We start from the raw sequence: 13158 nt of genomic DNA, 5'->3' as shown, positions 1-13158 counted from the left end.
TATTTCACTCAACGCAAGGGAGCCCCAACCCATGGGACGACTGACCACACACGTACTGGACGCAGCCCACGGCTGCCCAGGCAGCGCCATCCAGGTTGAGCTGTACCGCGTCAAAGGCGCGCAACTGGAGCTGGTCGCCACGGCCGTGACCAACAGCGACGGTCGCTGCGACGCGCCGCTGCTGCAAGGGGAGGATTACCGCAGTGGCGTCTACCAATTGCAATTCAGCGCCGGCGATTATTACCGCGCCCGCGGCGTGCAATTGCCACAGCCTGCGTTCCTCGATGTGGTGGTGCTGCGTTTTGGCATCAGTGCCGAACAGGATCACTACCACGTGCCCCTGCTGATTTCGCCTTACAGCTACTCCACCTATCGCGGTAGCTGAGTCGTCACCTCGCTTCACACCCCCAAAGCTCTTCGTTGGTTTTTCGCCCGCCCACACTGCGGGCTTTTTTTTGCCCGGGGCGCGTTCAATTATCTAGCGCCCTATCAGGGCGGGTGCTGCATAGGCTAGGTGTTTTCCTCGACGCAGATACCGCCGTGACCTTACCTGACGATTCCGATGTGCCTGACGACGATGCATGGCAGGCGATGCGTATTCAATTGACGCGGCGGATCAACGCCAGCCCCCATCCCAGCCTGCTGATCAACTGGCTCGCAGCCGCTGATCTGCGCAGTGCCGAATCAACCAGATTACGCTCGCGCCTGATCCTCGGAGCGCCCAGGGTCTTGCGGGTCATTCGCGCCGAGTTGCGCAAGGCCTTTGACCTGGACCCGGACAAGCTGCTGCTTACCGAGCCCAAGCCGCCTGCCGCCGCGCAAAACGTCGAGAGCCTGACCGACCGCACGCTGCGCCTGTTGGTGCTGCCTTCGGTGCCGATCAATCTCAACCATTACACCACCCTGAGCCTCAAGGACGATCCCGCCCGCGTTCTGCCGTTTACCCCGCTGGAGGCGTTGCAGCGGGTGATTGCCCTGAACCTGTTTGGGCGGCTTGCCCAGGCATACAGCGACTATTGGCAGGCGCTGGTGCCGGGATCGTGGCTGACGCGCCAGGAGCGCTGGACCCAGTTGCACCAGCAGGCGTTCGCCGACCAGGCTTTTGTGGCCTGGCAACTGGACGAGTTATCGAGTGCAGGGCGGGCCATGGTCCAGGCGCTGGTGGATGCGCCGACGGCGCAGGCGCGGCAACGCGCGGGTGAGCCGTGGGCCAGCCTCAAGGTCAGCCAGTTGATGTGGCCGGGTGTAGGCCCGCGGCTGATGCCCATCCCCGGTGCGCTGCATATTCATCGCGCGGATGACCCTGCGCAGTCGCCGCACGTGATGTACCTGCCAGGGTTGACGCGCAACTATTACGAGTACCGCTCATTCAGCCAATTGCAGTGCGGCCTGGTGGCGCTGATCCAGGGGACGTCACTGGATGAGCTGTGGCAGTGCCTGCCCTTGCGGCGTCGGCACCCGGTGTGCCCGGCGCAAATGACCGCCGCAGCGGTGTGGCAAGGTTCAGCGTTGAAGAGCGATGTGTTTGTGCTCAGCGCCCAGGCGATGCTGGAGAGCCAATGGGAAAATGAGTTGGCGTGCGCGGTGTCGATCAACCTGGCGCAGGTCTTTGCCGGTGCGCGACAGCCTCCAGTGACCGACGCCGGCCGCTATCTCGCCGACGTCGAGCGCGGCCGAACACATTGGGTGGGCACGCCACGGTTGGGGAGTATGCGCCAGCCATTGCAGGCCTGGGACCGGCATCGACGGCGTCACGAGATCATTTTCGCCAGTACGGCGCCGTGGCTGGCGATGGACACTGCGCTGCACCAAGTCAAGCGCTACGAAAAAGGCCTGATGAAACTGCTGAACCCGCAGGATCCTGTGGAAGACACCCAAGCCTTGCGGGATTTCGTGACGCTTGACGCGCAACTCAAGGCTACCGCGGACACCCTGTCCGCGCTGGTGCAGGGGGCGCAACTGCAGCTGTTCGACGTGGCGTTCTGGAAGGCAAAACCCGACGGTGAACACCATCGCCTGTCCTCTGTCCTCCAACTCTGGACCGATTGGCTGCGTGGCGAAATCGAGTTGCAGCACCGACTCAAGTTGGTCCGCACAGCCCACCGCGACCTGCTGCTCGAAGTGCTGGATACGCCGCTGGCCAGCAAGCGGGCAGACAGCGAGGCCTGCGTGCTGTCGGTTCTGGTGGGGGCTGGACCCGATACCGATTCTCCGTTGCACAGCCTGTTTGCGGTGACCCGCAAGGCGGCGCTCAGTGATCCCGAGCGGCGCGAACCGGTGGTGCTGTGTGCGTTCGGGCGAGACGGCGGCGTGACGGTATTTGACAGCCTTGGCGCATTATCCGTGGGGATCAATGCCAGCCTTGGCAGCCGAGATGAATCGGTGCTGGGGCGCTACGTCGAGCGACCCAAACGCCAAAGTGTGCGTGAGCAGGCTGCCGACCAAACCCTCGCGGTGCGTTATCAAATCATCGAGGGTAACCCCGTGCTGCTGGCGCTCAAGCGGCTGCTCAAGGGTTACCTGTCCCTGCAGCGCGGCCTCGATGGCGGCGCCCGTGTATTCAGTGAAACCGCGGATATTGCCTTGAGCCGCCTGCTGCTGGCGGTCGAACTGGAGCAGCATCTGCATGCGCCGGTCAGCGATGCGCTGATCCAGGCGCAGGTGCATGTGGCGCTGGTGCGCAAAGCTGCGAGCGCGAAGAAAAAACTGCCGTCCTGGCTGGGCGAGTCGAGCGTGGCGCAGCGCAAACGCTTCAAGCACCTGCTGCGCCACTCCCTGGGCAGCATGCTGGCGTTTGAAGAGCACCTTAAACAGCGGCTGCCGGATCTGCACACCTATGCCCGTGAACGGTTGATTGCGCGTTTACGCGAGGACGGCCTGTTCCCGCAAGTGGACATCGACACACCGTTTATCGACATGCCCGACCACGTCGACGGCAAGGTCTGTGGTTGGGAAAGCAGCTGTACGGTGGGCGATCGCAAGGAAGTCCTGACGCCCAGCCCGGAGCGTTCGCGGTTCAGCCTGCTGCAGTTGGCGCTGCATAACCTCGACCCGCAGATGATGCCCACGTGGTGGCGTTTCAAGTACGCCGAGTACCTCAAACCCGCATGGAAGCAGCAACTGAACGCGGACTACTTGATCAATATGGTGTTCTCGCTGGATATCGGCGGGCGCTATGCGGCGTTGATCGACAGTGTGTTTTATTCGCCCGGTACCGACATGCGTGTGCCACAACTCTTGAGGCGCGTCTTGCGGGCAGGTGCGGACGCAGATCTGTATTCGGCGGTTCGACGCGGGTTGACGCTGGAGGCGCAGCGCTTTTTCAACACCGCCATGAACGCACGCATTCCTCAGGATTTGCTGGAACATGGCGATCAATTGCAGCTGTACATCGTGCATCTGGTGGCCCATACCCTGCAGCATGATCGTTATTGCGCGGGCATCCTGGTGATTCATGACCGGCTTTCCCAACGTTGCGTGGTTTACTGGCCCGCCGCGCCGGATGGCATGAGCCTCAGTGAGCACGCCAACCTGCAAGCGGCCCAGGAACACCTGAACCGTCACTGGGCATCGCCTGATCACGTCAGCGCACTGGCACGGCACATTGCACCCGGCTGGGCGTTCGAAGCCATCAACGCGCATCCCGGGCAAACACACGCGACGTCCTTCGACCCCGCCGACTTGCGCCCTGACTACGCCCTGGTGAATGGGTTCTGGCGCGGCGTCGAGTTTGTTCGCTCGTTCTCCGTCAAACACCTGGTGCCCACTGCACGGGTCGAGGACATTGAAAAACAGATCCTCGAGCAGATCGCCAGTGACCCGCAGCACTGGCTAGCCTTGGTGCCCACCTCACACAGTGATGCCAGGGCGCTCCTGTATCAGGCGAGGGCAATTGATCTGCACCGTCAGGCACAGGCCGGCAGTCAGTCGCGCAAAAGTCTGGAGACCTACCGCGAGCAGCGCCTGGAGGCCGAGGCGGATAGCCGAGGGCGGGCCTTGCTGTCGATTGTCCTGCCGTTTTTTGGCTTGGGTAACCAGTTGTATGAGCTATTGCTGACCGCGCGACACTATCACCGCACGGGTGATCCTCGGGTTGCGGTGGACGTGGCGTTTGGCTCGGTATTTTTGGCGATAGACCTGTTGCTGAGCTTTGTGCCCGGCCCAAAGGTGAAGGCGGGCGCGGTGGTTCGCCCGATGACGCGGTCGATAGGTGCAAGCCTGGGACGGATCCATCGTTCAACCCTCGCGCAGTTTGGTCGGCCCCTCAACCTGCCACGATCGTCCCCGGCAGTCGCGCGGCTCAAGCCCCTGGAACGGTTTCGCGCCCCGGGCAGGCCGCAAAACGCGGTCGTGTTGCAGGGGCCCGGGGAAAAGGGTCTCTACGTGCGGCGCGGCGAGCACTTCTTGGTGGAAGACACGCACCATTACCCGGTTTACCGCCGTGAGGGCGAAGCGTTTTTCCGCCTGAAAAACAGCGACGCGCCGGGAACGGATGAGCTGATCCTGACGATTTATTCGCCCAAGGAATGGCTGCTGGGGGCGGATGCGCCCATGGCCGGTCCGAGTTCCGCGCTACTCAGTCCGTGGCAAGCGGTGCAGCCGCCGAGTTGGCGCCCGCCCAGCGTGCGCATCGCCACGCACAACCGGATCCGCCAGTCATCCGCACCGGCCGGTCACTGGTTCAGTTGGCGTGCACCCGCACCTGACGCGCAGTCGCTGGCTTCCGTAGCTTCAGGGGTGTTCCATGTGCCGCTGGAACCGCCAGGATTTCCCTATGACCTCATTTACGTGGGCCGCCGCTATGACACGCCCACACAATCGGCGGCGGGTTATTACCGGTTGCTCCACCAAGGCGATCACGCGCCGCTGAGCGAGTTCGTGTTTATCGGCAAACACGAGCCACTGGTTTCAAGGGTCAGCGTGGACATTGAGCGATGGACCACCACCGCGCTGGGTGAGCAACCGCTGCCGGCGACGCGTACCGCAACCGGTGAGTGGCAGCTCCATGCCCCTCTGTTCACTGGGCCGCCGGAGGCAGAGGTCGGCAGGGCGTTCCCAGGGCTGACGCGTCACAGCCGTAAGTTTGCAGTGGCCCGGGTGCTTGAGCTTTCGGACTCCTCTCGCTCGGCAACGGCCAGCCATTTGCTCAACCTGCGGGCGACGTTGGACGATTGGATGACCCCCAATCCGGTGAGGCCCGGTCAGACGGATGATTTGCTGAGGATGCTGCGGCCTGTGCAAAGGAAGCCGACGTCAGTGTTCATTGGTTACGAAGGCAAGACCCCAGGCTTTACGCGTGTCGACTTCAGGCCCCCTGTGGCGTTGGATGCGCGGCTGCGGTCCGGTGACATGTCGTTGGCGATTGAGAGAAGAACCGCCCAACGCGCGGCTGTCAGGTCAGTGCTCGAGCAGCAGGGTTTCAGCCTTCACGAATGGCAGGTAAGGCGAGGGCATGTTCCGATGCATGAACTGGTGGCGACGCATCCACGTTCAAGCCAGCTGTATTACATGACCTATCAGTGGCTTGAGCGAGGGAGCGTTCAGTTGAATATGCGCCTGACTGATGGCTGGGTGAATACGGCCATCAACGCGCATCAGGATTCAGTCGTGGCTGCCATGGTCCGAAGCGCCATGAGGGAGCAGCGCCTCGTTCCGATCGTCACCGGCATTCAATGGCCCAGCCAGGGCAATCTGCCGCCAACGGTTTATTTCGTCAAAGTGAAACCATTCTAGCCTTGATCAGCGAAGCCACGCCGGCACTGCCGAACAGGGCGGCGCTGACGCGGTTGAACCAGCTTTGACCGCTGCCACTGCGCAGGTACCGCGCAGCACCATGGGCGCCGAGGCCGTAGGCCAGCTTGCACAGCAGGTCGAGCAGGGTCCAGGTGGCGATCATGATCAGCAACTGCGGCAGGAAAGGTTGCTGGCTGCTCAGGAACTGCGGCAAAAAGGCGGCGAAAAACAGGATGTCCTTGGGGTTGCTGGCCCCCAGCACAAAAGCGCGCCCGAACAGCGCGCGAAAGCGCGGCACCGGCGCAGCCTGCGGCACTGTCGCGCCCTGGGATGGCTGGCGTGATTGCTGCCAGCTCTGCCAGGCGAGATAGAACAGGTACAGCGTGCCGACAATCTTCAGTGCGCTGAACAGGTTTTCCGACGCGAGCAGCAATGCGCCCAGGCCCAGGGCCGACGCGCTCAACAGGCAGATCGAGGCGATCACCCCGCCGAGAAACGCCGGGTATGAGCGACGCAGGCCGTAGTTCAGGCTGTTGCTGATCATCAGCAACGACAGCGGCCCCGGGATCAGGATCACTACCAGTGCAGCGCCACTGAACAGCAGCCAGGTTTCCAGACTCATTGCATGCTCCTTTTTTTATAGAAAGACGAACTTGGCGATAAAGATCGCGCACAGCACCCACAGGCTCACGGAGATCTCGCGGTACTTGCCGGTGCCGGCCTTGAGCGCCACATAGGTGATAAAGCCCAGGGCGATCCCGTCGGCGACCGAGAAGGTCAGCGGCATCATGATCGCGGTCACGATGGCCGGGATGCTGTCGGTGGCTTCATCCCAATTGATATGGGCCATGCTCGCCATCATCAGCATCGCCACGTAAATCAGCGCACCCGCCGTGGCGTAGGCCGGGATCATGCCCGCCAGCGGCGCGAAAAACATCGCCGCCACGAACAGCACGCCGACCGTGACCGCCGTCAACCCGGTACGGCCACCGGCGGCAACACCGGCAGCGCTTTCCACATAGCTGGTCACCGGCGGTACACCGACCATGGCGCCGAACACACTGGAGGCACTGTCGGCCTTGAGGGCGCGGGACAGGTTATCGATCCTGCCGTCGGCATTGACCAGCCCGGCGCGTTGCGCAACGCCCATCAGTGTACCGGCGGTATCGAACATGTGCACAAAAAGAAAGGCAAATACCACACTTATCATGCTCACATTGAACACACCCTTCACGTCCATGGCCATCCAGGTCGGTGCCAGGCTTGGTGGGGTGGAAAGGATCCCGTTGTAATGCACCAGGCCCAGGCCCCAGCCGGCCAGGGTCACGGCGATGATGCTGATGAGGATCGCGCCGAATACGCGGTGATAGCTGAGGATCGCGATCAGCAGGAAACACACCGCCGCCAGCAGCGGCGCCGGCTCATGCAGCGAGCCGAGCTTGATCAGCGTGGCCGGGCTGTCGACGATGATCCCGGCGGTTTTCAGGCCGATCACCCCGAGGAATAGACCGACACCCGCGCCCATGGCGTGGCGCAGGCTGACCGGAATGCTGTTGAGCAGCCACTCGCGGATCCGGGAGAGCGTGAGGCCCATGAACAACACGCCGGAAATGAACACCGCACCCAGCGCGGTTTCCCAGTGATAGCCCATGGTGCCGACCACGGTGTAGGTGAAAAACGCGTTCAGGCCCATGCCCGGCGCCAGGCCTACCGGCCAGTTGGCGTACAGGCCCATCAACAGACAACCCAGCGCCGCGGCGATGCACGTGGCGACAAACGCCGCGCCATGATCGATGCCGGCGTCGGCCATGATGTTGGGGTTGACGAAGATGATGTAGGCCATGGTGATGAACGTGGTGAGGCCGGCGATCAGTTCGGTCTTCACTGTGGTGCCATGCAGGCGCAGTTTGAACAGGCGTTCCAGCCAGCCACTGCGTGCGGGTGAGAGATCCAGCGTTGGGGCTTCGGATTTGCGGCTTTCCACAGCGAGTACTCCTCAAGAGTTTTATTGTTATTTCCAGCGCCGGTCACGACAGTGGGCAGCAGCGCTTTGAGGTACTGGCGGGTTTTGTTGACCAATAGGTCAGGAACTCGCACGAAGCGAATTATGCTTTTGTATACAAATAAAGCAAATAATGTTTTCGATTGTTTGGGCGAAAGTCGATGGAAGGCCACGGCTGTGGTGTCTGGATAGGGGGGGAGCCGCGTTTTTTGGTGAGCTGGGTTTATTGGAGTGAACCGGGCTTGTTGGGGGGGAACTGGGTTTATTGGGGTGAACTGGGCTTGTTGGGGGGAGCTGGGCTTGTTGGGGTGATCTGGGCTTGTTGGGGGGAACTGGGCTTGTTGGGGTGAACTGGGTTTATTGGGGTGAACTGGGCTTATTGGGATGAACTGGACTTGTTGGGGTGAACTGGGCTTATTGGGGGGAACCGGGCTTGTTGGGGTGAACTGGGCTTGTTGGGGGGAGCTGGGCTTGTTGGGATGAACTGGGCTTGTTGGGATGAACTGGTGCTTATTGGGGTGAACTGGACTTAATTGTGGTGAGCGGGCTTGCCCCGCGTTGGGGTGCGCAGCAGCCCCAAAACCTGCTGGCAGGTTCTGTCTGTAAGAATGCAGTGACTGAATTGGGGCTGCTTCGCACCCCAACGCGGGGCAAGCCCGCTCGCCACAAGTCAGTGCCACAGCCCCAGATCCAGTTGTTGCCCCAAGCCCTTGCCACAGCCCCAGATCCAGCTGTTGCCACAAGTCCAGCCACAGCCACAAGCACATCTACAAAGCAATCACGGCTGCCCGGCAAGGGCCTGATTCACCGCCAACCAGCCCGCCACGGCTTCCTCCCCGGCTTCACTGAACGCGCGTTGCAACAGCTTCACCTGCTCACGCCGCAGTGATTGCTCGAACCGCATACCTTCCTCCGTCAGTTCCAGCAGGCGTTTGCGCTTGTCGGTCTGCGCCGCAACGCTGTTGACCAGGTGCATCTCCTGCAATTGGCGCAACGGCATGTTCAGCGCCTGCTTGCTCACGCCGAGCAGTTCCAGCAACTCCTTCACGCTCAAGGCCGGGTAGCGTGCGATAAAAAATACGATGCGCTGGTGCACCCGGCTCAGGCCGCGGCGTTCGAGCATTTCATCGGCTTTGGCAGTGAACGCCTGGTAGCCGAAGAAGAACGCTTGCATCGCCTCTTGCTGGCTGCCCTGGTTTTTAAGGTCAAGCATGTTGACGTATCCATTCAAGCTGTCGTAATTTCGGTCAACCAGTTTGACGTATTTCCCACAGGCTTTGCTACCGGTGACCTTATGGCCTTCTCTGAACGTGTTACGCGCCTCAAAAGCTCCTTGATCCGTGAAATCCTCGCGGCAGCCCAGCGCCCGCAAGTGATGTCGTTCGCCGGTGGCCTGCCGGCCGAGGCCATGTTGCCGGCCTTGCAGTGGGAGGGCATGCCGCTGAACATCGGCCAATACGGCATGAGCGAGGGCGAACCGCAATTGCGTGAGTTACTGGCGGCCGAGGCGCGCGCCCTGGGGGTGCCGTGCCAGGCGAGCCAGGTACTGGTGGTCAGCGGCTCACAGCAAACCCTCGACCTGGCGGCGAAGTTGTATATCGACAAGGGCACGAAAATCCTGTTGGAAGGCCCGACCTACCTGGCCGCGTTGCAGATCTTCCAACTGTTCGGCGCCGATTGCCTCACGGTGCAGCTGGAAGCAGGCGGCCCCGACCTGGCCAGCTTGCGCGCCAACCTTGAACGCCATCGCCCGGCGTTCATCTACCTGATCCCGACGTTCCAGAACCCATCCGCCGTGCGCTACAGCGAGGCCAAGCGCGAGGCTGTCGCCGCGTTGCTGGATGAGTTCGGCGTCACCCTGATCGAAGACGAACCCTACCGCGAGCTGACCTTCGACGGTGGCAGCGCCAAGCCCATCGTCGGCCGCCTGAACAAAGCCAGCTGGATCTACACCGGCACGGTTTCCAAAACCTTGCTGCCGGGATTGCGCGTCGGTTACCTGATCGCCAGCCCGGACCTGTTCCCGCACTTGCTCAAGCTCAAGCAGTCGGCGGACCTGCACACCAACCGCGTCGGCCAGTGGCAGGCGATGCAGTGGATCGGCACGCAGAAATACCAGCAGCACCTGGTGCAATTGCGCAGCTTTTACCGCGAGCGCCGCGATGCCTTCCAGGCGGCATTGCTGCGTCACTTCGGCGAGCTGGCCGACTGGCAAGTGCCCCAGGGTGGATTATTCTTCTGGCTGACCTTGAAACAGCCGCTCGACACCCGCACCTTGTTGGCTCCTGCGCTCGATCAGGACGTCGCGTTCATGCCCGGTGAACCGTTCTTTTCCGAGCCGGACCAGCACCTGGGCTCACTGCGACTCAATTTCAGCCATATCGACCCGTCCCGTCTGGACGAAGGTCTCAAGCGCCTGGCCGCAGTGGTCCGTCAAGCACAGCACGCGCAAGCGGCATAAGGGGAGCCCCATGTACAAGGTTTATGGCGATTACAAGTCGGGCAACTGCTACAAGGTCAAATTGATGCTCAACCTGCTGGGCATCCCGTACCAATGGGTGGATGTGGACATCCTCAGGGGTGACACGCAGACGGCCGAATTCCTGGCAAAGAACCCCAACGGCAAGATCCCGGTGCTGGAGCTCGAAGACGGCACCTGCCTGTGGGAATCCAACGCGATCCTGAATTTCCTCGCCGACGGCAGCGAATTCCTGCCCACCGAGCCGCGCCTGCGCACGCAGGTGTTGCAGTGGCAGTTCTTCGAACAGTACAGCCACGAGCCGTACATTGCGGTGGCGCGGTTTATCCAGTTTTACCTGGGGCTGCCGCAGGAGCGCCTCGAGGAATACAAGAAGCTGCACAAGGGCGGTTACAAAGCCCTCAAGGTCATGGAACGCCAGCTGCAACTGACGCCGTACCTGGTGGGCGACCAGTTCTCCATCGCGGACGTGGCCTTGTATGCCTATACCCACGTGGCCCGGGAAGGTGGTTTTGACCTGGATGCGTATCCGGGCGTGCAGGCGTGGTTGGCGCGTGTGGCCAGCCACCCCAAGCACATCGCGATGCTCGACTGAACGCCCTCAATCTGTAGGCGCCCGGCAAGCCGGGCTCCTACAAGGAGGGCATCTGGGCCTTGAGCAGGTCAAAACAGCGCTGCGCCGCCGGGCTCAGGCTCATGCCGCTGCGGCTGATCAGCCCGATCTCCCGGTTCACGCCGGGATGATCGATGTTGATGCGCTTCAAGCCTGCCAAACTGTCCGCCGCCGACTCCGGCAGCACACTGATGCCCAGCCCCTGGCGCACCAAGGCAAGGACCGTGGACATATAGTTGGCCTCCATGCCTGCGTTCATCGTCAGCTGCGTCTCATCAAACAACGCATCCACTTGCTCACGCACACTGCTGTCACGCCCGGTGAGGATGATCGGCTGGTCCGCCAGTTGCTCCAGGGTCAGCTGGCGATGGCGGGTGAGGGGATGATCCAGCGGCACGAAGGCGCACAGTCGATCATTGAGCACCGGCACAAACGCCAGGCCGTGACTGAGCCGTGCGCGTACACCAATGCCGAAATCGACCTCGCCTGCACGTACCTGGGCATGAATGCGATGGGCCACCAGGTCGTGCAGGCGCACTTCGATGCCGCCAAAGCGTTCGCGAAACAGCCGTAGGGCCGGGGGCAGGGTGCCGGCGCAGACCGAGGGCAGGGCGGCGATGGTGACGACGCCGCGACGCAAGGCGGCCAGGTCGCGGGAACCGGTGACAATGTTGTCCAGGTCCAGCAGCAGTTTTTCCATAGGGCCGCGCGCTTCCTGGCCGGCGGCCGTGATGCTCACATGGCGCGGGCTGCGGTCGAGCAGGGCAACGCCCAGCCAATCCTCCAGTTGCTGGACTTGCACGGTCAGCGCCGAAGGTGAGAGGTGCAGTTCGTTGGCCGCCTTGGTGAAACTCCCGGTACGGGCCACCGCGAGGAATGCCTGGATATGCTGGATCGAATTTTTCATTGTTGTTTTTCTCGAGCGTTTTGTTTTTACGAACATGACTCGCTGAACATTCCAATTTACAAAGGGTAACGTGATTCCAATACTCGGGGGAAAACAATAACCGGCCGCAAAGGCCGCTCTGGAGTAACCCATGCTCGCTATCCTGGGTGTCATCACCATCCTGTGCCTGCTCGCTGCCGTCATGAGCAAACGCCTCTCGCCGCTGGTGGCCCTGATCGCCTTGCCGATCATCGCCGCGTTGCTCGGTGGGTTCGGCCTGCAAACCAGCGCCTTCATCATTACCGGTATCAAGAACGTCGCCCCCGTGGTGGGCATGTTTGTGTTCGCGATCCTGTTTTTCGGGATCATGACCGATGCCGGCATGCTCGACCCCATCATTGATCGCATCCTGCGCACGGTAGGGACGCGTCCTACAAGGATTGTCGTCGGTACCGCGACCCTGGCCCTGTTGGTGCACCTCGACGGTTCCGGCGCGGTGACCTTTCTGGTGACAGTGCCGGCGATGCTGCCGCTGTATACGCGGCTGGGCATTGATAAACGTATCCTTGCCTGTGTCTGCGCGATGGCCGCCGGGGTCAACTTCCTGCCGTGGACCGGCCCGGTGCTGCGCTCCTCGGCGGCACTGCATGTGCCGGTGGCTGACCTGTTCCAGCCGCTGATCCCGGTGCAGATCGTCGGCCTGGTCTTCGTCTTCGCCTGCGCCTGGTGGCTCGGCCGCCGCGAGGAAAAACGCCTGGGCCTGGGCGCCGGTTCCAGCGTGGATGCCGTGCCGCAACGGGTGCTCAGCGACGCCGACATCCAGCTGCGCCGGCCTCGGCTGTTCTGGGTCAACCTGGTGCTGACTGTGTTGGTGATGGTGGTGATGATCGCCGGCTGGGTCGACCCGGTGGTGATGTTCATGCTCGGCACCGTGGTGGCCCTGTGCATCAACTACCCGAATGTGGACGCCCAGCGCGCCCGCATCGACGCCCATGCGAAAACCGCGCTGACCATGGCCAGTATCCTGCTCGCCGCCGGGGTGTTCACCGGCATCATGCAAGGCACCGGCATGCTCAAGGCGATCGCCGAAGTGGCGGTGGCGCAGATTCCGGCCGGCCACGGCAAGTTGATCCCGGCGGTGGTGGGCTTTATTTCCATGCCGTTGAGCATGCTGTTCGACCCCGATTCGTATTATTTCGGCGTGATGCCGGTGATCGCCGAAGTCGGCAAGGCCCTCGGTGTCGACCCGTTGCAGGTGGCCCAGGCCTCGCTGCTGGGCGTGCACACCACCGGTTTCCCGGTCAGCCCGCTGACCCCCGCGACGTTCCTGTTGGTGGGCCTGTGCAAGATCGAATTGGCCGATCACCAGCGCTTCACCATCCCTTTTCTGTTTGCCGCGTCGGTGTTGATGACCCTGACCGCGTTGCTCCTGGGAGTGATTTGAG

General features: G+C 62.1%; 9 protein-coding genes. 5 read left to right on the top strand and 4 right to left on the bottom strand.

Going from position 1 to position 13158, the window contains the following annotated elements; all coding sequences use genetic code 11:
- Positions 1 to 31 precede the first annotated feature (31 nt).
- Positions 32 to 385: a hydroxyisourate hydrolase gene (gene uraH, locus AC07SI_RS17775; RefSeq protein WP_495006204.1), complete on the top strand. Its 354-nt coding sequence runs from the start codon at positions 32 to 34 to the stop codon at positions 383 to 385.
- A gap of 155 nt (positions 386 to 540) precedes the next feature.
- Positions 541 to 5733, top strand: a complete 5193-nt coding sequence (locus AC07SI_RS17770; RefSeq protein ID WP_495006203.1) for a dermonecrotic toxin domain-containing protein — start codon at positions 541 to 543, stop codon at positions 5731 to 5733.
- Here AC07SI_RS17770 and AC07SI_RS17765 read toward each other — a convergent pair.
- The 3 genes from AC07SI_RS17765 to AC07SI_RS17755 form a co-directional block, all read right to left on the bottom strand.
- Positions 5714 to 6355 (bottom strand): LysE family translocator, encoded by a 642-nt coding sequence (locus tag AC07SI_RS17765; protein WP_495006202.1) that lies wholly within the window; start codon positions 6353 to 6355, stop codon positions 5714 to 5716. The two genes, AC07SI_RS17770 and AC07SI_RS17765, sit on opposite strands and share 20 nt — an antisense overlap.
- 15 nt (positions 6356 to 6370) lie before the next feature.
- Positions 6371 to 7717, bottom strand: a complete 1347-nt coding sequence (locus AC07SI_RS17760) for an NCS2 family permease (RefSeq protein WP_120449300.1) — start codon at positions 7715 to 7717, stop codon at positions 6371 to 6373.
- 796 nt (positions 7718 to 8513) lie between these two features.
- Positions 8514 to 8948 carry a MarR family winged helix-turn-helix transcriptional regulator gene (locus AC07SI_RS17755; RefSeq protein WP_065903407.1) on the bottom strand — a complete coding sequence of 145 codons (435 nt, stop codon included), beginning with the start codon at positions 8946 to 8948 and terminating at the stop codon, positions 8514 to 8516.
- 81 nt (positions 8949 to 9029) lie between these two features.
- Here AC07SI_RS17755 and AC07SI_RS17750 point away from each other — a divergent pair, with 81 nt between their 5' ends.
- Complete coding sequence (locus tag AC07SI_RS17750; RefSeq protein ID WP_495006201.1) at positions 9030 to 10196, top strand: aminotransferase-like domain-containing protein; 1167 nt, start codon at positions 9030 to 9032, stop codon at positions 10194 to 10196.
- A gap of 10 nt (positions 10197 to 10206) precedes the next feature.
- The gene (locus tag AC07SI_RS17745; RefSeq protein WP_213554578.1) at positions 10207 to 10809 is read left to right on the top strand and encodes a glutathione S-transferase family protein; all 603 of its coding nucleotides are present in this window, start codon (positions 10207 to 10209) and stop codon (positions 10807 to 10809) included.
- A 37-nt stretch (positions 10810 to 10846) separates the two neighbouring features.
- On the opposite strand, the gene AC07SI_RS17740 is transcribed toward AC07SI_RS17745, so the two are convergent.
- Positions 10847 to 11734: a LysR family transcriptional regulator gene (locus tag AC07SI_RS17740; RefSeq protein WP_495006200.1), complete on the bottom strand. Its 888-nt coding sequence runs from the start codon at positions 11732 to 11734 to the stop codon at positions 10847 to 10849.
- A gap of 130 nt (positions 11735 to 11864) precedes the next feature.
- On the opposite strand from AC07SI_RS17740, the gene AC07SI_RS17735 reads away from it, so the two are divergent.
- The gene (locus tag AC07SI_RS17735) at positions 11865 to 13157 is read left to right on the top strand and encodes a CitMHS family transporter (RefSeq protein ID WP_495006199.1); all 1293 of its coding nucleotides are present in this window, start codon (positions 11865 to 11867) and stop codon (positions 13155 to 13157) included.
- The last annotated feature ends 1 nt before the right edge of the window (position 13158 follow it).

The sequence above is a fragment of the Pseudomonas sp. GW821-FHT05D12 genome, from assembly GCF_059419825.1.
This window is presented reverse-complemented; position numbering and strand designations above follow the sequence as displayed.